The organism is Geomonas paludis (assembly GCF_014193585.1).
Classification (GTDB): Bacteria; Desulfobacterota; Desulfuromonadia; order Geobacterales; family Geobacteraceae; genus Geomonas; species Geomonas paludis.
Genome location: NZ_BLXY01000002.1, coordinates 272354 through 293615, shown reverse-complemented (window position 1 = coordinate 293615; position 21262 = coordinate 272354). Strand labels below are relative to the sequence as shown.

At 60.8% G+C, this 21262-nt stretch carries 18 protein-coding genes and 2 tRNA genes; 11 read left to right on the top strand and 9 right to left on the bottom strand.

Annotation, left to right across the window (positions count from 1 at the left end; all coding sequences use genetic code 11):
* Window positions 1-186: 186 nt before the first annotated feature.
* The 6 genes from H7687_RS06890 to gap form a co-directional block, all read right to left on the bottom strand.
* A tRNA-Leu gene (locus H7687_RS06890) sits at window positions 187-273 on the bottom strand.
* A 215-nt stretch (window positions 274-488) separates the two neighbouring features.
* Window positions 489-575 (bottom strand) — tRNA-Leu (locus H7687_RS06885).
* 60 nt (window positions 576-635) lie between these two features.
* On the bottom strand, window positions 636-1049 hold the full coding sequence (gene secG, locus H7687_RS06880) for a preprotein translocase subunit SecG (protein WP_183346325.1): 414 nt from the start codon (window positions 1047-1049) through the stop codon (window positions 636-638).
* Between the two features lie 78 nt (window positions 1050-1127).
* Window positions 1128-1883: a triose-phosphate isomerase gene (tpiA, locus tag H7687_RS06875; RefSeq protein ID WP_183346324.1), complete on the bottom strand. Its 756-nt coding sequence runs from the start codon at window positions 1881-1883 to the stop codon at window positions 1128-1130.
* Window positions 1884-2023: 140 nt separating this feature from the next.
* Window positions 2024-3223 (bottom strand): phosphoglycerate kinase, encoded by a 1200-nt coding sequence (locus tag H7687_RS06870; protein ID WP_183346323.1) that lies wholly within the window; start codon window positions 3221-3223, stop codon window positions 2024-2026.
* Window positions 3224-3303: 80 nt separating this feature from the next.
* Complete coding sequence (gene gap, locus H7687_RS06865) at window positions 3304-4299, bottom strand: type I glyceraldehyde-3-phosphate dehydrogenase (RefSeq protein WP_183346322.1); 996 nt, start codon at window positions 4297-4299, stop codon at window positions 3304-3306.
* 280 nt (window positions 4300-4579) lie between these two features.
* On the opposite strand from gap, the gene H7687_RS06860 reads away from it, so the two are divergent.
* The 11 genes from H7687_RS06860 (at window position 4580) to H7687_RS06810 (ending at window position 18532) form a co-directional block, all read left to right on the top strand.
* On the top strand, window positions 4580-6658 hold the full coding sequence (locus tag H7687_RS06860) for an ATP-binding protein (RefSeq protein WP_183346321.1): 2079 nt from the start codon (window positions 4580-4582) through the stop codon (window positions 6656-6658).
* 118 nt (window positions 6659-6776) lie between these two features.
* Window positions 6777-7550 (top strand): MBL fold metallo-hydrolase, encoded by a 774-nt coding sequence (locus H7687_RS06855; RefSeq protein WP_183346320.1) that lies wholly within the window; start codon window positions 6777-6779, stop codon window positions 7548-7550.
* A gap of 166 nt (window positions 7551-7716) precedes the next feature.
* Entirely contained in the window at window positions 7717-9012 is a 1296-nt protein-coding gene (gene purB, locus H7687_RS06850; RefSeq protein WP_183346319.1) for an adenylosuccinate lyase, read from the top strand.
* Window positions 9005-10093 (top strand): mechanosensitive ion channel family protein, encoded by a 1089-nt coding sequence (locus H7687_RS06845; protein ID WP_183346318.1) that lies wholly within the window; start codon window positions 9005-9007, stop codon window positions 10091-10093. The genes purB and H7687_RS06845 overlap by 8 nt, the downstream gene beginning before the upstream one ends.
* Window positions 10077-13067, top strand: a complete 2991-nt coding sequence (locus H7687_RS06840) for a phosphoribosylformylglycinamidine synthase subunit PurS (RefSeq protein WP_183346317.1) — start codon at window positions 10077-10079, stop codon at window positions 13065-13067. Before H7687_RS06845 ends, H7687_RS06840 begins: the two co-directional genes overlap by 17 nt.
* Window positions 13068-13372: 305 nt before the next feature.
* Window positions 13373-14197, top strand: a complete 825-nt coding sequence (locus H7687_RS06835) for a phosphoribosylformylglycinamidine synthase subunit PurQ (protein WP_183346316.1) — start codon at window positions 13373-13375, stop codon at window positions 14195-14197.
* A 233-nt stretch (window positions 14198-14430) separates the two neighbouring features.
* Window positions 14431-15858, top strand: a complete 1428-nt coding sequence (purF, locus tag H7687_RS06830; protein WP_183346901.1) for an amidophosphoribosyltransferase — start codon at window positions 14431-14433, stop codon at window positions 15856-15858.
* Entirely contained in the window at window positions 15855-16403 is a 549-nt protein-coding gene (gene pyrE / locus H7687_RS06825) for an orotate phosphoribosyltransferase (protein ID WP_183346315.1), read from the top strand. The genes purF and pyrE overlap by 4 nt, the downstream gene beginning before the upstream one ends.
* A gap of 213 nt (window positions 16404-16616) precedes the next feature.
* The gene (locus H7687_RS06820) at window positions 16617-17303 is read left to right on the top strand and encodes a YkgJ family cysteine cluster protein (RefSeq protein WP_183346314.1); all 687 of its coding nucleotides are present in this window, start codon (window positions 16617-16619) and stop codon (window positions 17301-17303) included.
* Between the two features lie 124 nt (window positions 17304-17427).
* Window positions 17428-17979, top strand: a complete 552-nt coding sequence (locus H7687_RS06815) for a YaeQ family protein (protein ID WP_183346313.1) — start codon at window positions 17428-17430, stop codon at window positions 17977-17979.
* A gap of 28 nt (window positions 17980-18007) precedes the next feature.
* Window positions 18008-18532 (top strand): peptidase associated/transthyretin-like domain-containing protein, encoded by a 525-nt coding sequence (locus tag H7687_RS06810; protein ID WP_183346312.1) that lies wholly within the window; start codon window positions 18008-18010, stop codon window positions 18530-18532.
* Between the two features lie 2 nt (window positions 18533-18534).
* Here H7687_RS06810 and H7687_RS06805 read toward each other — a convergent pair whose 3' ends face one another.
* The 3 genes from H7687_RS06805 to H7687_RS06795 all read right to left on the bottom strand — a co-directional run bounded on the left by H7687_RS06805 (window position 18535) and on the right by H7687_RS06795 (window position 21201).
* Complete coding sequence (locus tag H7687_RS06805) at window positions 18535-19278, bottom strand: DUF72 domain-containing protein (protein ID WP_183346311.1); 744 nt, start codon at window positions 19276-19278, stop codon at window positions 18535-18537.
* Between the two features lie 15 nt (window positions 19279-19293).
* On the bottom strand, window positions 19294-19839 hold the full coding sequence (locus tag H7687_RS06800) for a phosphatase PAP2 family protein (RefSeq protein ID WP_183346310.1): 546 nt from the start codon (window positions 19837-19839) through the stop codon (window positions 19294-19296).
* A 339-nt stretch (window positions 19840-20178) separates the two neighbouring features.
* Window positions 20179-21201 carry a cytochrome c3 family protein gene (locus H7687_RS06795; RefSeq protein WP_183346309.1) on the bottom strand — a complete coding sequence of 341 codons (1023 nt, stop codon included), beginning with the start codon at window positions 21199-21201 and terminating at the stop codon, window positions 20179-20181.
* Window positions 21202-21262 lie beyond the last annotated feature (61 nt).

Sequence of the window (21262 nt, the reverse complement as noted above, 5' to 3'; positions counted from 1 at the left end):
AACTTGTCGCCTGCGCATGACAACTTGTCACCTGCGCATGGTAACTTGTCACCTGCGCGTGGTAAGTTCAGCTTCTCCAAAGAAGCAGGGGGACAGGCACCTGACGGAGCCAGTCCCCTTTTGGTAAAGACGAAGCTGGAATAAAAAAAGGGTCACGGACAATGTCCGTAACCCTTGGTTTCTTTGTGGTGCCGAAGACGAGACTCGAACTCGTACAGGCTATCGCCCGCCACCCCCTCAAGATGGTGTGTCTACCAATTCCACCACTTCGGCAAGAAGAACCCAGTTTGTATCATCTGATGAGGCTGAAGTCAAGAGAAACATTACAACCATTAGCCACGGAGAACTTCGGAGAAAATCTGAGAGAAACAAATCTTTGTTTTGGTTTTCTCAGATGTCCTCAGATCTCCTCCGTGGCTAATGGTTCTGGTTTCAAGCGGAAATAAAAAAAGGGTTACGGAATATCCGTAACCCCTGTTATTTCTGGATGGTGCCGAAGACGAGACTCGAACTCGTACAGGCTATCGCCCGCCACCCCCTCAAGATGGTGTGTCTACCAATTCCACCACTTCGGCAAGAAGAACCCAGTTTTTAGCATCCCCCGAAGGAGATGTCAACAGCAAACTTCTAATTAACTACTTTGCCGGAGCTGCGGGTGCTGCCGGTGCCGCGGGTGCTGCAGGCGCAGCCGGAGCGGCGGGCGCCGCGGGTGCTGCTGCGTTGCCGGGTGCTGCCGGTTTGATCGGTTGCTGCAACGGCATGCCGCCCATGGGGGCCGGCTTTGCCTTCGGTGCCTTGGACATGATGGAAGAGCCGCCGCCTTTGCCGGACACGAAGGCCAGGGAGAGGGAGGTCAGCATGAAGATGACCGCTGCATAGGTGGTCAGTTTGCTCATGAAGGTGTTGCCGCCGCCCGCGCCGAACACGGACTGGCTGCCGCTGGCGCCGAAGGATGCACCCATCTCGGCCCCTTTGCCGGACTGCAGCAGGACGACAACGATGAGAGCGAAACAAACGATGACGTGCAGGGTTACCAGTAAAATAGTCATTAAAAACCTAACCTCCGAGAGTGTTCACGAGACTGCCAAAGAGACTGTTTAGCATATTTGCAAAAAATAACCAAGCCTTTATTCGCCGAAACGGACGATGGAAGCAAAAGATGCTCCCTTGAGACTGGCGCCTCCGACCAGGGCGCCGTCTATGTCAGCGCAGGACATGAGCCCTTTGACATTGTCGGGTTTGACCGACCCGCCATACAGTATGCGCACCTTGTCGGCGGCGGTCTGGCCGAACATCTTGGCGACGACGCCGCGCACGAAAGCGTGTGCTTCCTGTGCCTGCTCGTCGGTGGCGACCTTGCCGGTGCCGATGGCCCAGACCGGCTCGTAGGCGATGATGACCGGTGCGAACTGGGTTTCGGTGAGACCTTCCAGGCCGCCCTGGACCTGGCGCTCCAGCACCTTGAAGGTGTCGCCGGCTTCGCGCGCCTCGAGCGTCTCGCCGATGCAGAAGATGGGGACCAGGGCGCCTTTGAGGGCGGCCTTGATCTTCTTGTTCACGGTGGCATCGGTTTCGCCGAAATACTGTCTGCGCTCGGAGTGGCCGATGATGACGTGGCTGGCGCCGGCGTCGAGCAGCATGCGCGGCGACACCTCGCCGGTGAAGGCCCCTTCCTCCTCCCAGAAAACGTCCTGGGCGGCGAGGCTGATGCTGGTGCCGGCGAGCGCGGCGGGGAGGGAAGGGAGCACGGTGAATACCGGCGCCACCACCACCTCGACGTTGTCCACCCCGGCGACCAGCGGCGCCAGTTCCTCGATCAGTGCCAGCGCCTCGTCCTTTGTCTTATATAGTTTCCAGTTGCCTGCTATGACCGGCTTGCGCATCTAGAATCCCTCCAGAAAGTCAGGTTTAGGTTTAGATTAAGACTAAGATTAAGATTAAGGAGAGGCTGGAGTTCACAACCTCAACCTCCAACACCCGCAGTAGAGGGTTTTCTCAGTCTTAACCTTAATCTTAGTCTGCTTTACTTGTGCCCCTTGTCTTCCAGCACTTTGATGCCCGGGAGCTTCTTGCCTTCCAGCAGCTCGAGGAAGGCGCCGCCGCCGGTGGAGATGTAGCTGATCTTGGCGTACTCGCCGGCACGGTGCACGGCAACGTCGGTGTCGCCGCCGCCAACGATGGTCAGGGCGTAGGAGTTGGCCACGGCGGAGACCATGGCGAAGGTGCCGCGCGAGAAGGCATCCATCTCGAACACGCCCATCGGGCCGTTCCAGACGATGGTCTTCGCGTTCTGCAGTGCCTCGGTGAACAGGGCCACGGTCGCGGGGCCGATATCCAGCGCCATCCATCCTTCCGGGATCTCCTGAATCGGGCAGACCTTGGTCTCGGCGGCGGGGTTGAACTGGTCGGCGACCACGCAGTCGACCGGGAGGTAGAACTTGACCCCCATGGAGCGCGCCTTCTCGTAGGTCTTCATGGCGGTGTCGATCAGGTTATCCTCGACCAGCGACTTGCCGACGTTGTAGCCCATCCCCTTCAGGAAGGTGAAGGCCATGCCGCCGCCGATGATGATCTTGTCCACCTTGTCGCACAGGTTCTCGAGGACCTCGATCTTGCCGGATACCTTGGCGCCGCCCAGGATGGAGACCAGCGGGCGGATCGGGTTCTTCATCGCCTTCTCGAAGTAGTTCATCTCGTTCTTCATCAGGAAGCCGGCGGCCACCACGGGGAAGAAGTCGGTGATCGCCTCGACGGAGGCGTGGGCGCGGTGCGAAACGGCGAAGGCGTCGTTCACGTAGACCTCGCACCCGTTGGCGAGGGCCTTGGCGAAGTCGACGTCGTTTTTCTCCTCGCCGGCATAGAAGCGCACGTTCTCCAGCATGACCACGTCGCCCGGCTGCATGGCGTCGATCATGGCGCGCACGTCGTCACCGATGCAATCGGAAGCCAGCTTCACCTCTTTGCCCAGGAGCCTGGAGAGACGCTTGGCGGCGGGCGCCATGGAGTATTTCTCCTTGCGCTCCCCCTTGGGGCGGCCCAGGTGCGAGGCGAGCACGATCTTCGCCTTCTGGTCGAGCGCGTAGTTCAGGGTCGGCAGCACGGCGCGGATCCTGGTGTCCTCGGTGATGTTCTGGTTGTCGTCCAACGGCACGTTGAAGTCGACGCGCATGAACAGTTTCTTGCCGGCAAGGTTTTCGATCTCATCGATGTAACGAATTGACATGACTCCTCCTAGACACAAAAAAATAAACGAGGGGGGAGAAAAGCTCCCCCCCCGCAATATGTATTCGGTTTCGTATCTTCTTACAACATGATTTTCATCAGGCCGACCACCCTGCTGGAGAAGCCCATCTCGTTGTCGTACCAGGAGAGGACCTTCACCATGTTGCCGTCGATGACCTTGGTGCAGGACGCATCGACGATCGAGGAGAGGGTGTTGCCGTTGAAGTCGCAGGAAACGAGCGGCTCTTCGCAGAACCCGAGGATCCCCTTGAGCGGCCCTTCTGCTGCGGCCTTGAGCGCGGCGTTGACCTGCTGGGCGTCGGTCGGCTTGGAAAGGGTCGCCACCAGGTCGACCACGGAGACGTTCGGGGTCGGCACGCGGATGGCCATGCCGTCGAGTTTTCCTTTCAGTGCCGGCAGCACCAGGGATACCGCCTTGGCGGCGCCGGTGGTGGTCGGGATCATGGAGAGGGCGGCGGCGCGGGCGCGGCGCAGGTCCTTGTGCGGCAGGTCGAGGATGTTCTGGTCGTTGGTGTAGGAATGGACGGTGGTGACCAGGCCTTTCTCGATGCCGAAGCTGTCCTGCAGCACCTTGGCGACCGGCGCCAGGCAGTTGGTGGTGCAGGAGGCGTTGGATACGATGTGGTGCTTGTTCTTGTCGTACTCTTTGTCGTTGACGCCGAGGACGATGGTGAGGTCCGGATCGGTGGCGGGTGCGGAGATGATCACCTTCTTCGCGCCGGCGGTCAGGTGCTGGGCGGCCTTGTCGCGTGCGGTGAACAGGCCGGTCGACTCGAGCACGATGTCGACGTTGAGGTCTTTCCAGGGAAGTTCGGCCGGGTTTCTCACCGCCAGAACCTTGATGGCCTTGCCGTTGACAATAAGCTGGTCACCGTCTACGGAAACTTCCCCGGGGAATTTCCCATGAACAGAGTCATACTTTAACAGGTGCGCCAGCGTTTTAGCATCAGTGAGGTCATTAATTGCAACAAATTCAAACTCTTTCGACTGTGCTGCAGCTCTGAGTACACAACGTCCTATACGGCCGAATCCATTAACAGCTACTCTTAAAGCCATGTCCCCCTCCTGTTAATTAAGTATTCCTTCACAATTGGGGATACTAACAGCCGAACCGGTGCCCGTCAAGATTTTATTCAAGCTTTTTCTGCTACGGTCGATAGCGACAATGGGCGTGAATCGCCATGCTCTCAGCGGCGATCCGCATGTTTGAGGGAGGTATTTTTGTGGGTGAAAAAACCCACATAATAATTGACTTTCAGTTGAAGTATAAATTATGCTGGCGTGGCCCATGATGCGCATTTCTTTCGTCCACGCAGTTGCTGGAAATAGACTATAGATGAAAATGACACTGGAAAAACGCATCTTACTGTTCTCCTTCCTGATCCTCTTCCTCACCATCTTCATTGGTTCCGGTATGGACATAATGGCGTTGCGCAAGGACCAGGTGAACGCACTCAGTCTGCGTTCCAAGGGACTTGCCGTCGCTCTCAAATCCAACATCGAGAAGGTCATCAACCTCGGTCTGGAATTGAAGGACATGACCGGTGTGTCCGAGAAGTGCCGGGAGATCATCGAGGGGAACCCGGACATCGCCTATTGCGTGGTGACCGAGTTGAACGGCAAGGTGCTCTTCGCCAGTGATCCCCGTTTCATGGCCATGCCCATCCAGGAGTCCCAGAAGGAGGAGGCGCGGCTTGGGGAAGAGCCGGTCTACAAGCGCCGCATCACCATGACGGTGGACGGCTCCACCAACTCCTATTACGACAACGCCGTGATGGTGATGAGCCCGTACGGCAAGCCGCTGGCCCAGGCCCACGTCGGCTTCAGCGACCAGGTCGTCTTCGACAAGATGAAGGGGATGGTGCTGAAGACCCTGTTCCTGCTGGCCATCTCCCTGGTCACCTCCTTTACCCTCATCATGCTCTTCATGAAGCGGTACGTGATGCAGCCCATCTCCATGCTGCTCAAAGGGGTGAAGCAGATCTCCGAGGGCGCCTTCGACACCCACATCGGCGAGGTGCAGGTCTACGAGTTCAACGAACTGGCCCGCAACGTCAACATCATGTCCCAGTTCCTGAAAAACAGGGACGCCGAGATCAAGAAGAACTACCAGGACATGGAGCGCACCTTCGACGAGCTGCAGGCCTCCTACCGCAAGCTGGAGAAGCTCTCCACCGATCTCGAGCGCTCCGAGGAGCTGTACAAGTCGCTCATGGAGGACGCAAGCGACGCCATAGTGGTGATCGGGGCCGACGAGTGCATCCGCATGGTCAACAAGATGGCCGAGGAGTTCTTCGGCTACGAGGCCAAGGAGCTGGTGGGGCTGCCGCTCACCAAGATGCTGCTCCTTTTGAACATCAGCAACATCCCCAAGGTGCACCGGATCTTCCGCGAGGCCGCCGAAGGGGCCCACATAGCCGAGGAGATGCAGCTTTCCCGCAAGGAGGGGGGCGCCATGGTCGCCATGCTGCACGCCTCCAGCATCAAGAGCGGCTCGGAGACCCTGGTGCAGGCGATCTTCCGCGACGTGACCCGCGAGCGCGAGATCATCCTCAACCTGGAGAAGAGCTCCGCCGACCTCGCGCGCCTGAACCGGATGAAGGACTCCTTCCTGGGACTCGCCTCCCACGAGCTGAAGACCCCGCTCACCGTGATCATGGGATACTCCGAACTGATCACCACCGACCTCGCCGACAAGGTGGACAAGACCGTGCTGGAGATGGTGGTCAACATCGCCAACGCCGCGGCTCGCCTGGACAACATCATCAAGGACATGGTGGACGTGTCCATGATCGACGAGAAAAGGCTGCAGCTCAAGGTCGAGGAAATCCAGCTGAACCGCCTCATCGAGGCGAGCGTGAACGAGCTGCGCTTCTTCTTCTCCATGAGGAAACAGGAGGTGGTGCTGAGCCTGGACGAGTCGCTTCCCACCATCCGCGGCGACGCGCTGCGCCTCATGCAGCTCCTCTCCAACATCCTGGGCAACGCCATCAAGTTCACCCCCGACGGCGGCCGCATCACGGTCAGCACCTCGGCCAAGTACCTGCTGCGCGGGCCGGCCGGCGCCACCGACGAAAGCCACCCCGGGCGGGAGCACCACCTGTTCCTGGAAATCACGGTCACCGACACCGGCATCGGTATCGATCGCGAGGACCAGCTGCGCGTCTTCGACAAGTTCTACGAGGTGGGCAACATCCAGGAGCATTCCAGCGGCAAGGTCGCCTTCAAGGCGAAAGGGGCGGGGCTCGGCCTCTCCATCGCCAAGGGGATCGTCGACATGCACGGCGGCGAGATCTGGGTGGAGTCCACCGGCTACAACCCGGACCGCTTCCCCGGCTCCACCTTCCATATCCTGCTCCCCGTTTCCCCCGGGCTGAACGCGGGAACCACGGACTACAGCAGGCTTTTGCGTTAACCAAATCTCAGCAACTTCATCTTGAATCTGCCGACCAACTCCTGTATAAAAATAAGGTTTTTCTGCCGTTCATGAGTCCCCGTTGCCGGGGTGATTCACGCTTAGTTTGGAGGGATGCATGAGGCTCAGCCTCTTGGCAAGTGGCAGCAAGGGGAATTCCCTTTTTCTGGAAACCGATTCCTGCCGTTTGCTGATCGATGCCGGCCTCTCCGGTCGGGAGACCACCAACCGGCTCGCCTCCATCGGCGTCGACGCCGCCACCCTGGACGGCATCCTGGTCACCCACGAGCACACCGACCATATTCGCAGCGTCGGCACGCTGGCCCGGCGCCTGAAGATTCCCGTGCTCGGCTCGAGCCGGATGCTGCAGGCGGCGCACCACGTCATCGGCAAGGCCGAGTGCATCGAGTTCGAAGCGGGCGCGCCCTTCACCTTCAAGGGGGTCTCCATCGATCCCTTCCCGGTGACGCACGACGCCTGCGACCCGGTCGGCTTCCGGATCGAGAGCGGCGAGGGGTGCATCGGCTTCGCCACCGACCTCGGCATCGCCACCCGGCTCACCCAGGAGAAACTGAAGGGGTGCCGGGCGCTGGTGCTGGAGTTCAACCACGACGAGCAGATGCTGCAGGACGGGCCGTATCCCTGGCACCTCAAGCAGCGCATCCGCTCCCGCCACGGGCACCTCTCCAACGCCGAGGGGGCGAACCTTCTGGAGGAACTTCTGCACGGCGACCTGCAGGGGGTCTTTCTCTCCCATCTTTCCGAGGTGAACAACGATCCGGCGCTGGCGCTTGCCGCCGCGCGCGGGCTTTTGAGCCGCCAGAACCTGTGCGGCCCCGATCTCTTCCTGGGGTGTCAGCACCAGGTAAGCGGCGTGTTTAAAGCAGATTAAGATAAAGATTAAGATTAAGATGCTGGTTACTGTGCCCTAGGCACCGTCCTGGTACTTGGTCAGCCTTTATCTTTTCTTTATCTCAATCTCAATCTCAATCTTAGTCTTAGTCTTAGTCTTAGTCTTAATCTCAATCTAATCCATCAGTACCAAGGGGGAAGAATTCGTGATCGAACGTTACAGCCGTCCTGAAATGACCCGCATCTGGGAACCCGAGAACCGCTATGCCAAGTGGCTCGAGATAGAGATCTACGCCTGCGAGGCGCACGCCGAGATGGGGCGCATCCCGAAAGAGGCGGTAGCCCGCATCAGGGCCAAGGCGAGCTTCGACGTGGCGCGCATCGACGAGATCGAGCGCACCGTAAAGCACGACGTCATCGCGTTCCTCACCTCGGTTGCCGACTACATCGGCGACGACTCCCGCTTCGTACACCTCGGCCTCACTTCCTCCGACATCCTCGACACCTCCTTCGCCATGCTCTTGAAAGAAGCGGGCGAACTGATCATCTCCGACATCAAGCGCCTCATGGCCGTGATCAAGACCCGCGCTTACGAGCACAAGATGACCCCGCAGATGGGCCGCTCGCACGGCATCCACGCCGAGCCGGTCACCTTCGGCCTCAAGATGGCGCTCTGGTACGACGAGATGGCCCGTAACCTCAAGCGCATGGAATCGGCCCTGGAGACCATCTCCTACGGCAAGATCTCCGGCGCCGTCGGCACCTTCGCCAACATCGACCCGCAGGTCGAGGAGTACGTCTGCAAGAAGGCAGGCCTGAAGCCCGCTCCCTGCTCCACCCAGGTGCTGCAGCGCGACCGTCACGCCGAGTACTTCACCACCCTCGCCATCATCGCTTCCTCCATCGAGAAGTTCGCCGTCGAGATCAGGCACCTGCAGAGGACCGAGGTGCTCGAGGCCGAGGAGTTTTTCAGCAAAGGGCAGAAGGGCTCTTCCGCCATGCCGCACAAGAGGAACCCGGTGCTTTCCGAGAACCTGACCGGCCTGGCCCGCCTGATCCGCGGCTACGCGCTTTCCGCGATCGAGAACGTGCCGCTGTGGCACGAGCGTGACATCTCCCACTCCTCCGTCGAGCGCATCATCGGCCCGGACGCCACCGTTACCCTGGACTTCATGCTCAACCGCGCCATCGGCCTCATCGAGAACCTGGTGGTCTACCCGGAAAACATGATGCGCAACCTGAACCAGATGCGCGGCCTGATCTTCTCCCAGCGCGTGCTCCTGAAACTCGCCGAGGCGGGCGCTTCCCGCGAGAAGGCCTACGCCCTGGTGCAGAGAAACGCCATGAAGGTGTGGGAAGAGGGCAAAGACTTCCAGACCGAGCTCCTGAACGACGAGGAAGTCACCTCGTTCCTGCCGGCCGAGGAGATCAAGGAAGCCTTCGATCTCGGTTACCACATGAAGCACGTCGACACCATTTTCACGAGGGTCTTTGGTGGATAGCCTCCTCTACTACCTGAAACCGGACGAGATGGACCCGTTCTATCTCTTCTGGGCCAAGCAGGCGCTGATTTCCGTCGTCATCATCGCCGTTTTCTACCTCCTCTCCAGGCTGCTGCAGGTGCTGATCGCCAAGATCGGCACCCGCCTGTGCGCTGCCACGGAGACGGATCTCGACGACAGGATCCTTGAGCGGGTCTCCGGACCCGCCATGCTCCTGGTCAACTGCGCGGGCCTGTACCTGGCCATCAAGCGTCTGCCGCTGCACGACAAGGTCGGCATCGCCGCCTCCGGGCTCTTGTTCGTGGTGAACATCACCATCCTCACCGTGATCGCCTACCGGGTGCTGGACGAGCTCCTCAAGGCGTACGGGGCGCGGGTGGCCGGGGCCGAGGTGAGCCGCCAGATCATGCCGCTGGTGGAGAAGCTGTGCACCATCTTCCTGGTGGTCACCGCGCTCATCATCACCCTCAAGCACTTCAACTACGACATCCTGTCGCTGGTCACCGCCCTGGGCGTCGGCTCCCTGGCCATCGGCCTTGCCGCCAAGGACACCCTGGCGAACATGGTGTCCGGCTTCACGCTCATGATCGACCGTCCCTTCCGGATCGGCGACCGCATCCAGCTGGGCGCCCAGGTGGGGGACGTCATCGACATCGGCCTGCGGAGCACCAAGATCAAAGCGCTCGACAACACCTACCTGATCATCCCGAATTCCGAGCTTTGCAACAGCACTCTGATCAACATGGCCTTCCCCGACGTGCGCGGCAAGGGCAGGATCAACGTCGGTATCGGCTACGGCTGTGATGTCGCACTCGCCAAGGAACTGATGGTGCGGAGCGCCATCGAGATCCCCGAGGTGCTTAAGGAACCCGCTCCGGAGGCGTTCCTCGTCAACTTCGGGGACAGCGCGCTGAACCTCTCACTCTTTTTCTGGGTCGCCGACTACACTCATGTTTTCGCCGCCTCCGACAAGATCAACAGCGCCATCCTGAAGAGCTTCCACAGTAACGGCATCACCATCCCGTACCCGACGCGTACGGTTATCCATGAAAAGGACACCAACAATGCCCCACAGGATTGAGATCACCCTTAAGGACGAGGTCCGCGACCCGCGCGGTGAGCGCATCAAGCGCGAGATCGCGCACTTCCTCCACCTTGAAGTGGCCGACGTGCGCACCATCGACGTCTACACCGTCGACGCGCCGCTCTCCGCCGACGAACTGGCCCAGGTTGCCGCAGGTCCCTTCAGCGACCCGGTCATCCAGAACTATTCGATCGACAAGCCGGCTGCCGCCGGTTTCGATTACCTGGTCGAAGTCGGCTTCCGTCCCGGCGTCACCGACAACGTCGGCCGCACCGCGGGCGAGGCGATCGGCTACCTGCTGGGTCGCCCGCTGGCGGCAGGGGAGGGGGTCTACACCTCCGTACAGTACCTGATCTCCGGCAAGCTGGCCCAGTCCGACGCCGAGAAGATCGCCACCGGCCTGCTCTGCAACACGCTGATCCAGCGCTACCAGATCCTGGACGCGGCCACCTTCAAGGCCCAGGGGGGCGTCGCTCCCTTCGTCCCCAAGGTGCAGGTCGAGGCGAAGGTCGAGGTGAACACCATCAACCTGGAAGTCTCCGACGAGGAGCTGATGCGCATCAGCCGCGACGGCGTGCTGGCGCTCACCTTGGACGAGATGAAGATCATCCAGGCGCACTACCGCGACCCGCAGGTGGTCGAGAAGCGCAAGGCTCTCGGCCTGGGCGCGGCGCCCACCGACGTCGAGCTGGAGGCGCTGGCCCAGACCTGGTCCGAGCACTGCAAGCACAAGATCTTCTCCGCCGACGTCACCTACGACGACGGCACCGGCAGGACCGAGAAGATCAACTCCCTGTTCAAGAGCTACATCCAGAAGACCACCGCCGACGTGCGCGCCGCCCAGGGCGACAAGGACTACTGCCTCTCCGTCTTCAAGGACAACGCGGGGGTCATCAAGTTCAACGACGACTGGTCCCTGGTATTCAAGGTGGAGACCCACAACTCCCCGTCGGCACTGGACCCCTACGGCGGGGCGCTGACCGGCATCGTCGGCGTCAACCGCGACCCGTTCGGCACCGGCAAGGGCGCCAAGCTCATCTTCAACACCGACGTGTTCTGCTTCGCCGACCCGTTCTACGAGAAGGAACTCCCGAAGCGCCTCCTGCACCCGCGCCGCATCTACGAAGGCGTGGTCGAGGGTGTGGAGCACGGCGGCAACAAGAGCGGCATCCCGACCGTGAACGGCTCGCTGGTGTTCGACGAGCGCTTTGCCGGCAAGCCGCTGGTATTCTGCGGCACCGCCGGACTCATGCCCGCCACCATCAAAGGTGAGGCGTCCCACAAGAAGAACATCATCCCGGGCGATCTGATCGTGATGACCGGTGGCCGCATCGGCAAGGACGGCATCCACGGCGCCACCTTCTCCTCGGAAGAGCTGAACGAGAACTCGCCGGTATCCGCGGTGCAGATCGGTGACCCGATCACCCAGAAGCGGATGTTCGACTTCCTGATCCGCGCCCGCGACAAGGCGCTGTATCGCTTCATCACCGACAACGGGGCAGGGGGGCTTTCCTCTTCCATCGGCGAGATGTCCGAGGAGTGCGGCGGCTGCCAGCTCGACCTCTCCAAGGCTCCGCTCAAGTACCCGGGCCTGGCCCCGTGGGAGATCCTGATCTCCGAGGCGCAGGAGAGGATGAGCCTCGCCGTGCCGCCCGAGAAGATCGACGAGTTCATGGAAATGGCCAAGCGCTACGGCGTCGAGGCCACCGTACTCGGCACCTTCACCGATTCCGGCATCTTCCACATGCTCTACGGCGACAAGACCGTCGCGTACCTGCCGCTTTCCTTCATGCACGCCGGTTTGCCGCCGATGCAGATCCCGGCGCGCTGGGAAAAGCCGGTGCACGAAGAGCCGAAACTGGTCCCGGCCGCGGATTACACCACCGACGTCAAGGCGCTCCTTTCCTCTTTGAACATCTGCTCCAAGGAGAGCGTGGTGCGCCGCTACGACCACGAAGTCCAGGGTGGCTCCGTCGTCAAGCCGTTCACCGGCGTTGACAACGACGGCCCGTCCGACGCCGCCGTGGTGCGCCCCATCCTCGACTCCTTCGAGGGGGTCGTCGTCGGTCACGGCATCTGCCCGCGCTACAGCGACATCGACGCTTACGACATGGCCGCCAACGCCATCGACGAGGGCTTGAGGAACTACGTGGCCGTGGGCGGCTCGCTCGACCTCGTCGCCGGCCTGGACAACTTCTGCTGGTGCGATCCGGTCCTGTCCGATCGGACCCCGGACGGCCCCTACAAGATGGCCCAGCTGGTGCGCGCCAACAAGGCGCTCTACGACTACTGCACCGTCTTCTCCATGCCGCTCATCTCCGGCAAGGATTCCATGAAGAACGACTTCTACGACGGCACCACCAAGATCTCCATCCCGCCGACCCTGCTCTTCTCGGTCATCGGCAAGATGGAGGATGCGCGTCTCGCCGTGACCATGGACGTGAAGCGCGCCGGTGACCAGGTGTACCTGCTGGGCGCCACCGCCAACGAACTGGGCGCCTCGGAGTACCTGGCGCAGAAGGGCTTCATCGGCAACAACGTCCCCAAGGTAGACGCACAGGCGGCGCTGGCAACCTACCGCGCCTACGGTGCGGCGCTGAAGGCCGGGCTGGTCGCTTCCTGCCACGACCTCTCCGACGGCGGCCTTGCGGTTGCCGCGGCCGAGTCCGCTTTTGCCGGCGGCTTCGGCATCGAGCTCGACCTGGCGCAGGTGCCCTTCAAGGGCGACGCGGCCGACAAGAGCGACATCGTGCTCCTCTTCTCCGAGTCCGCGTCCCGCCTGCTGGTGACGGTGCGCGCCGAGAAGGCGGCCGACTTCGAGAAGGCCATGGCCGGCACCGCCTGCGCCAAGATCGGCGCCGTCACCGCCGAGCCGGCCGTGAAGGTCAAGGGCCTGGCAGGCAACGTGGTGGTCAACGCCGCCAATGCCGAACTGAAGGCCGCCTGGCAGGAGCCGCTCAAGGACCTCTAGGAACTTCTTCCGCTCCTATCCCATACCCTCGCCCTCCGGGAGAGGGTGGCCGAAGGCCGGGTGAGGGAGGTGCCACGAAGTGAGGACCGCGCAGCTGCCGACGCCCTCACCCCGGCCCTCTCCCAGGGGGAGAGGGAGGAATTGGAGCATCTGACAAGCCCCTCACCCCACCTTTTCCGGGGGGAGAGGGAGGATGTGGACCTGGACGTTGTATCGCGAATCTTTTATATGCAGAAAAAAAGCGGGTTGTGTAATAATGAGAACCGCTGTGCCCGCTACTAACCATCCGATAGAGGACTTTATTGATGACCAAGGCTAAAGCGCTTGTCATAACAGGCAACGGCACCAACTGCGAAACCGAGGCGGCCCACGCCTGCAAGCTGGGCGGCTTCGACGAGGCGCGCATCGCCCATATAGCTGAACTGCTGACCGGTGAGGTCACCCTGGACGATTACCACTTTCTGAACCTGACCGGCGGCTTCCTGGACGGCGACGACCTCGGGAGCGCCAAGGCCCAGGCCAACCGCCTGCGCTACGCAGCCGTGGAAGGCAAGGAAGAGCGCCTGGTGGACCAGATCACCCGCTTCATCGCGGACGGCAAGTTGATCCTCGGCGTTTGCAACGGGTTCCAGCTCCTGGTGAAGATGGGGATGCTCCCGGCCCTGGGCGGCAACTACCTGAACCAGACCGCGACGCTGACCTACAACGAATGCGGCCGCTTCCAGGACCGCTGGTGCTACCTGAAGGTCGATGCTGCTTCCCCGTCGCTGTACACCCGCGGCATCGAAGGGGGCGTCTACCTCCCGGTGCGCCATGGCGAAGGGAAGTTCCTGGTCGACGACGCCAAGACCCTGGAGGCGATCGAGACCAAGCATCTCTCCTGCCTCAAGTACTCCGACAAGAACTACACCGCCGCGAGCATGGAGTTCCCCGAGAACCCCAACGGTTCCGTGAACGCCATCGCCGGCATCTGCGACGAGACCGGCAGGATCATGGGGCTCATGCCGCACCCGGAGGCATTCGTGCACCGCACCCAGCACCCGCGGTGGACCCGCGAGGAACTGCCGGAAGAGGGCGAAGGCCTGATCTTCTTCAAGAACGCGGCGAAGTACGTGAAAGAGAACTTCTAGTATCAGGTAAAGAGAAGTATCTCCCTCACCCGGCCTTCGGCCACCCCTCTCCCGCCTGCGGGCCGTAGCCCTACGGTGGGCGCAGGCCCGGAGGGCGAGGGTACTCGGTCCCTTCTCCCCCCGGGAGAAGGTGCCCCGTAGGGGCGGATGAGGGCGCTTGCCAAACCTCAAATGCTGAATAAGCAGCGACATTAGACAGCAGTTCTTTTGAATAAGGAGCAGTCGTGGAAGAAATGATGATGCGCAGGCCCGAAGAAGAGTGCGGCATTTTCGGTGTATTCAACCACCCGGAGGCGTCGAACCTCACCTACCTCGGGCTCTACGCCTTGCAGCACAGGGGACAGGAAAGTTGCGGTATCGTCTCCTCGGACGGAAGCAATCTGCACGCGCATAAAAGCATGGGACTCGTAGCCGACGTCTTCGGCAATCCCGAAATCTTCAAGACTCTGCCCGGCCGTTCCGCCATCGGTCACGTGCGTTACTCGACCACCGGCTCCTCGGTGATCAAGAACGTCCAGCCCATCAACGTGGACTACTCCCGCGGCTCCATCGCCATAGCCCACAACGGCAACATCGTCAACGCCCAGATCATCAAGGACGAGTTGGAGGCCTACGGTTCCATCTTCCAGACCACCATGGACACCGAGATCATCGTCCACCTGCTCGCCACTTCCAAGCAGAACTCGCTGCTGGACCGCATCACGGACGCACTCTCCCGCATCCAGGGCGCTTACTGCCTTCTTTTCCTGACCGAGAGCCGCATGGTCGCTGCGCGTGATCCCAACGGCTTCCGTCCGCTTTGCCTGGGTCGCCAGGGGAGCGCCTACGTGGTCGCCTCCGAGAGCTGCGCCCTCGACCTGATCGACGCCGAGTTCATCCGCGAGATCGAGCCGGGCGAGGTGATCGTCATCGACAAGAACGGCCTGACCTCCTTCTTCCCGCTCAAGAAGGTCGAACCGACCCCCTGCATCTTCGAGTTCGTCTACTTCGCCCGTCCCGACTCGCTCATTTTCGGCAAGAACGTGTACCAGGTGCGCAAAGAGCAGGGGCGCCAGCTGGCCCGTGAGCACAAGGTCGATGCGGACATCGTCATTCCGATCCCGGATTCCGGCGTCCCCGCGGCGCTGGGCTATGCCGAGGAGTCCGGCATCCCGTTCGAACTGGGCCTGATCCGCAACCACTACGTCGGCCGTACCTTCATCGAGCCGCAGCAGGCGATCCGCCACTTCGGCGTCAAGATCAAGCTGAACCCGGTGCGCGAGGTGCTCAAGGGCAAACGCGTCGTGGTCATCGACGACTCCATCGTGCGCGGCACCACATCCCGCAAGATCGTCAAGATGATCAGGAACGCCGGGGCCGCCGAGGTGCACGTGCGCATCTCTTCGCCGCCGACCAGCTACCCCTGCTACTACGGCATCGATACCCCGAACCGCAAGGAGCTGATCTCCTCGTCGCACTCGATCGATGAGATCCGCCGCTACATAACTGCGGACTCGCTCGGCTACCTTTCCGAAGAAGGTCTCATGTCTACCGTCGGCGCCGAGAATGCCGGCTTCTGCACCGCCTGCTTTACCGGGGGGTACCCGGTTAAATTCCCGCGTCTGATGGATCAGGATGAGCCGCAGATGGGACTATTCGAAAAGGAGACCGCCGAGCAATGACCGAAAAGGAAAGACTGAAAAAGATCATCATTGAGCTGTCCTACGAGAAGAGGAACGTGACCCTGGCTTCCGGTCGTCAGAGCGATTTTTACTTTGACGGGAAGCAGACCACGCTGCACCCCGAGGGCGGCTACCTGACCGGCAAGCTTTTCTTCGAGGCCATCAAGGACGTGGAAGGTGTGGAAGGGGTAGGCGGGCTTACCCTGGGCGCCGACCCGATCGCCACCGCGACCTCCGTGGTCAGCTTCCTGGAAGGGAAGCCGGTCCCCGGCTTCATCATCCGCAAGGAGCCCAAGGGGCACGGCACCGGCGCCTGGCTGGAAGGGCGCAAGAACCTGAAGCCCGGCTCCAAGGTGGTCATCGTCGAGGACGTCGTGACCAGCGGCGGTTCTTCTTTGAAGGCCATCAAGCGCGCCGAAGAGGAAGGGCTGGTGGTGCTTGGCGTGGTCACCCTCGTTGATCGTGAGGAAGGCGGCCGTGAGAACATCGAGGCCGAAGGGTACTGGCTGAAATCCATCTTCACCAAGGCCGAGATTCTCGCATAATCTCCGGCGTCACCTGTGTTACCGAAGGCGGCAATTATCCATTGCCGCCTTTTTTTGAACCTCAAACTCGGAACACAGAGGACTCGGAGGTGCACAGAGGTCACAGAGGAAAATCTTTAAAGCGGGTTTTGTTTTTCCCCTCGTTTTGCCTTTTCCCTGTGTACTCCGTGTACCTCTGTGACCTCTGTGTTAATGCTTTTGCCTTAGGTTTTTATGCAAGAAATCCTGGAAAGAAATCGCGCCTTGCTAGCGCAGGTGGATGACTGGTTCGCCCGCTGCATGACGGCTCACCCGGAGCACATCGCCTGCCAGGGCGGCTGCTCGGGCTGCTGCCGGGGCACCTTCGACATCACGCTGCTGGACGCGTACTACCTCAAGCGCGGCTTCGATGCGCTCGCCGACGAGGTGAAGGAGCGCGTGCTGGTGAAGTGCCGGCAGCGCCTTACCCTGATGCGGCAACAGTGGCCGGAACTCGACCACCCCTTCGTGCTCAATTACCGCCCGGAGGAGGACTGGGAACTGCTCATGCCGGACGAGGACGAGACGCCCTGCGTGCTGCTCGGCGAGGACGGCCGCTGCCTGGTCTACCAGCACCGGCCGATGACCTGCCGGCTGCATGGGATCCCGCTGGTGGACACGGAAGGGGAGGTGATGCACGACGAGTGGTGCACCATGAACTTCACCGCTGTGGACCCTCTCGAACTCCCCGCGCTCACCGCTCCCTTCGATGCCATCTTCACAGAGGAGGTGGCGCTGTTCCGGGATTTCACCCAGAAGCTGCTCGGGCAGAGGGTGAGTGAGCTGGACACCTTCATTCCGTTGGCGCTGATGATCGACTTCGACCGGTTTGATTGGAAACGCTTTAACTCTCCCTCTCCCTTCGGGAGAGGGTTGGGGTGAGGGCGTCGCTCTCTCATCGGAACTGATAGTTGCTGCATAGCCCATGGCCCTCACCCGGCCTCCGGCCACCCTCTCCCGGAGGGAGAGGGGATGGGCAAGACGAATCTTTTTAAAGGATATCAATATGGCCCTTCCTTCCACCATTTACCGCGCCTCCGTTCAACTCTCTGATCTGGACCGCCAGATCTACGCCGATATCCAAACGACCATCGCCCAGCACCCGTCCGAAACTGCGGAACGACTGCTGGCGCGGCTGTTGGCGTATGCGCTTTGCTACGACGAGGAACTCGCGTTCACCAAGGGAGTCGGTTCCGGCGACGAGCCGGATCTGCGGAGCAAGGGGCCGGACGGGCGGGTAAAGCTCTGGGTCGAGGTGGGCCAACCGGATCCGGAGCGGCTCGCCAAATCGAGCCGCCACGTCGAGCGCGCTTTCCTGTTCGCCTTCGGCGCCAACGTCAGCCGTTGGCTGCCCCAGCATCAGCCAAAACTGGCCGGCATCAAGAACCTCTCCGTTTTCACCCTCGATTTCAAGTTTCTCACCCTGCTTTCTGCTAAACTGGAACGGGTCATCAACTGGTCCGTCACTGTCACAGAGGGAAACATCTATCTAACCGCCGGCGATCAGACCATTGAGACTACACTGGAACATGTCTGCGGTCCTCCCCTGGTAGGCTGATAGAGGGAGGAGAGGAGGGGGCAATACTATGTTTGTGCCTCGTTACGTCATTTCTCTGTCACTGCTCCTGCTAGTCAACGTCACCTCGTCCTCTGGTCTTGCCGCCTCCTGTCCGCCCACCCCATGGGACGAGATCGGTCCCTTCTACCGACCCAACGCGCCGGTGCGCGACACCATCGGCAAAGGTTATCTCCTGAGCGGCACGGTCCGCTCCTCAGCCGATTGCTCGCCCATCCCCAAGGCCCGCATCGAGTTCTGGCAGGCCGGTCCTGATGGCCGGTATGACGATGCCTACCGCGCGACCGTCTACTCCGACAGCAACGGGGGTTACCGCCTGCAGACCAATCCGGCCGTTCCCTACGCCAACCGCCCGCCGCATATCCATATCCTGGTGGACGTGAAGGACTTCGAGGGACTGGTGACGCAGCATTATCCCAAACGAGGGGCCAAAGGGGCGCAACTTGACCTGGTGCTGGTGCCGGAAGGAAAGGATGGAGGGGAGTCGAAAGGCCGGGCCGGTGACCTGGTCCGGCCCGGAAAGGGAACCCGCTAGGTTTACTCTTTGTCCAGCGGCGCCTGCATCATTACAGCCAGATCCTTGGCGTTCTGCGGTGCAGCGCCACCCATGTCATTGTTGAAATAGATATAGACATCCAGGCCGCGGCTCAAATATTTCCTGATCCTCACCACGTCCTTCTCCAGCTGTTCCCTGGTGTAGAACCCGTTGTAGCTCCCCTCCATACCATGCCGCCTGATATAGACGAAGTCCGCCGTAATCGGCGGCGCGTCGATGAATACCGGGTGGTCCGCCATGCACAGCGACACGTTGCGGCTTTTGCACAGGCCGACGACCTCGTCGGTGAGCCAGCTTTCGTTTCTGAATTCCAGCGTGTGCCTGCCATGGTACGGCGCGACCTGGTCCAGGAAACTCTCCAGCCTCTTCAGGTCCACCTTGAACTGCGGTGGGAACTGCCAGAGCACGACCTGCAGTTTCTCCTGTAGCTGACGGGTAGGCCCGAAGAATTTCGACAGGGCATCTTGGATGTCGTGCAATCTCTTGATGTGGGTGATGTACCGGCTCCCTTTGACCGCGAAGGAGAAGTTCGGCTCGCTCTCGTCGTGCCAATGTTTGAACATGGCGGCCGTAGGAGTCCGGTAAAAGGTGACGTTGAGCTCGACCGTGTCGAAGACGGACCGGTAGTGTTCGAACCAGTCCTTGGTCTTCAGTTCCGGCGGGTAGAAGTTGCCGCGCCAATGGTTGTAGCTGAAACCGCTGCAGCCGAGATAGAGCTTTGCCATTGCCTTGCCTCCTCTTTACCAGGAACGCTGCCAGCGCATGCCGAGCCAGTCCGGTCCTATCACCGGAGCGATGTGAGTGGCGTTTTCAGGGGTGACGAAGAGCTTGCCGACGCCGTAGGACAAAAGCCCGGAGGCGATTACGTCACGCCAGCGGTGACTGTTGTTGTCGACGCGATTGTACCCCACGTATGCCGTGGCGATCCAGGCGGGCACCCCGTATTTCCAGCCGTAGCGCTCGCTGAGGAAGGCAGCGCCGGAACCGGCGAAAGCAACGTGACCGGATGGGAACCCGTAGGGATGACCGTTGGGGCGCCGGCCCCAGTCGGTCTCGTTGAAGCCGAGCCGGGCCACGGAGGTGAGTGCCTGGTTGGCAGCAAGGTTGCGCAGCCATTGTTTCTCTCCTTCCGTGTCGTGCTTGAAGAATGCGATCGCGATGGCGGACACGGGGATGGCTGCCATGACCGTGTGGCCGATGAGCGCGCTGTCGGCAGAGGCTGTCGAGACTCTGAACAGCGAGAACCAGAGGACCAGCATTACCAGGAACGAGCGTGATGATGACATCTGCGGCCTCCTTCTGGTGGCATCCGGTGTTGGCACACCGGCTGCGGGCTATGCGACCTGGCGCGACGGTGACGTTAAAATTTACAAACCTGGCAAGTATACCCGATGCTGTTGTAGGGGCCAGTTTTCGAGGATGGCAGAGATTCTCCCCCCTCCCGCAAGGGGAGGGGGCACGACGGCCGCCCTTGACTGGCCCATTCCGCTCAGCCACCTTACCCACCCCCCTAAGGGGACAGGCACCTTGCGGAGCCAGTCCCCTCCTTCGGTGAAGGGCGGGCGCGGGCAATAAAAAAGGCGGGACCTTTCGGTCCCGCCTCGGTGTTCGTCGTGTACTGCCTGTTACATCTTGTGGCACCTGTCGCACTCGCCGCTGGAGGTGAAGGCGTCCTTGCCGTTGTGGCAGGCACCGCAGGAAAGACCCTTCTCCATGTCGCCCATGGTGTGGTGCTTGGCGCCGGCCTGCATCGGGAAGATCTTGTTGTGGCAGTCAGCGCACTTGTAGGCTTCCAGGTGGAAGTCGTGGCTGAACTTCACTTCGCCGCCTTCGTTCTTGAAGAGAATGTTGCCCGGTTTGTAGCCTTTGTGGCACTTGTTGCAATCGCCGGCTACGGAGAACGCCTCTTTGCCGTTGTGGCAGCCGCCGCAGGACTTGCCTTTGTTCATCTCGGCCATGGTGAAGTGCTTGGCGCCGGCCTTGAAGGCGAAGAGCTTGGTGTGGCAGTCCTTGCAGCTGAAGGCTTCCAGGTGGAAGTCGTGGCTGAACTTGGCGTCGGTCACCCCTTTTGCTTTCCAGGTGATCTCGCGCGGCTTCATGCCGGCGTGGCACTTGCCGCAGTTGCCGACGACGGTGAAGGCCCTCTTGCCGTTGTGGCAGGCCCCGCAGGTCTTGCCTTTTTCCATCTGCGCCATGGTCACGCGGCCGTCTTTGCCGGTGATCACGGTGCCGTTATGGCATGCTCTGCAGCCGTCGCTGATTTTGGCGAGGTGCGTGGCGTGGCTGAACACAGTCTGGCCGACACCTTTGACTTTGAACTCTACGTTACGCGGTTTGCCCTTGTGACATTTGACGCAGCTCTTTTCATCGGCTACGCTAAAAGCCTTGATGCCGGTGTGACAGGCACCGCAGGACTTGGTCTTTTCCATCTCCGCCATGGTGAAGTGACGCTTTGCCTTCAGATTGAAGATGGCGTTGTGACAGATCCTGCAATTGTTGTTATATTTCAACAGGTGCACGTCGTGACTGAAGACAACGGCTTCTCCGTTCTTAAGAGGGAACTTGACGTCTTTGGTCTCCTTGGCAAAAAGCGCAACCGGCGACGCACAGACGATAAGAACCATAAGCAAGGCGAGGCGAAACTGCATGGTACACTCCTTCTGGCTGTTTATTTGCTATCCACCTAGGGCAATAGCCGGGATAATATAC

Bases quoted from the DNA above. Each gene is read 5' to 3' on its own strand.
- H7687_RS06835 (WP_183346316.1), top strand. From the start codon at position 13,373: ATGACCAAGGCTAAAGCGCTTGTCATAACAGGCAACGGCACCAACTGC.
- purF (WP_183346901.1), top strand. From the start codon at position 14,431: ATGATGATGCGCAGGCCCGAAGAAGAGTGCGGCATTTTCGGTGTATTC.
- H7687_RS06800 (WP_183346310.1), bottom strand. From the start codon at position 19,839: ATGTCATCATCACGCTCGTTCCTGGTAATGCTGGTCCTCTGGTTCTCG.
- pyrE (WP_183346315.1), top strand. From the start codon at position 15,855: ATGACCGAAAAGGAAAGACTGAAAAAGATCATCATTGAGCTGTCCTAC.
- tpiA (WP_183346324.1), bottom strand. From the start codon at position 1,883: ATGCGCAAGCCGGTCATAGCAGGCAACTGGAAACTATATAAGACAAAG.
- H7687_RS06815 (WP_183346313.1), top strand. From the start codon at position 17,428: ATGGCCCTTCCTTCCACCATTTACCGCGCCTCCGTTCAACTCTCTGAT.
- secG (WP_183346325.1), bottom strand. From the start codon at position 1,049: ATGACTATTTTACTGGTAACCCTGCACGTCATCGTTTGTTTCGCTCTC.
- H7687_RS06860 (WP_183346321.1), top strand. From the start codon at position 4,580: ATGAAAATGACACTGGAAAAACGCATCTTACTGTTCTCCTTCCTGATC.
- H7687_RS06855 (WP_183346320.1), top strand. From the start codon at position 6,777: ATGAGGCTCAGCCTCTTGGCAAGTGGCAGCAAGGGGAATTCCCTTTTT.
- H7687_RS06870 (WP_183346323.1), bottom strand. From the start codon at position 3,223: ATGTCAATTCGTTACATCGATGAGATCGAAAACCTTGCCGGCAAGAAA.
- gap (WP_183346322.1), bottom strand. From the start codon at position 4,299: ATGGCTTTAAGAGTAGCTGTTAATGGATTCGGCCGTATAGGACGTTGT.
- H7687_RS06805 (WP_183346311.1), bottom strand. From the start codon at position 19,278: ATGGCAAAGCTCTATCTCGGCTGCAGCGGTTTCAGCTACAACCATTGG.
- H7687_RS06820 (WP_183346314.1), top strand. From the start codon at position 16,617: ATGCAAGAAATCCTGGAAAGAAATCGCGCCTTGCTAGCGCAGGTGGAT.
- H7687_RS06810 (WP_183346312.1), top strand. From the start codon at position 18,008: ATGTTTGTGCCTCGTTACGTCATTTCTCTGTCACTGCTCCTGCTAGTC.
- H7687_RS06795 (WP_183346309.1), bottom strand. From the start codon at position 21,201: ATGCAGTTTCGCCTCGCCTTGCTTATGGTTCTTATCGTCTGTGCGTCG.
- H7687_RS06840 (WP_183346317.1), top strand. From the start codon at position 10,077: ATGCCCCACAGGATTGAGATCACCCTTAAGGACGAGGTCCGCGACCCG.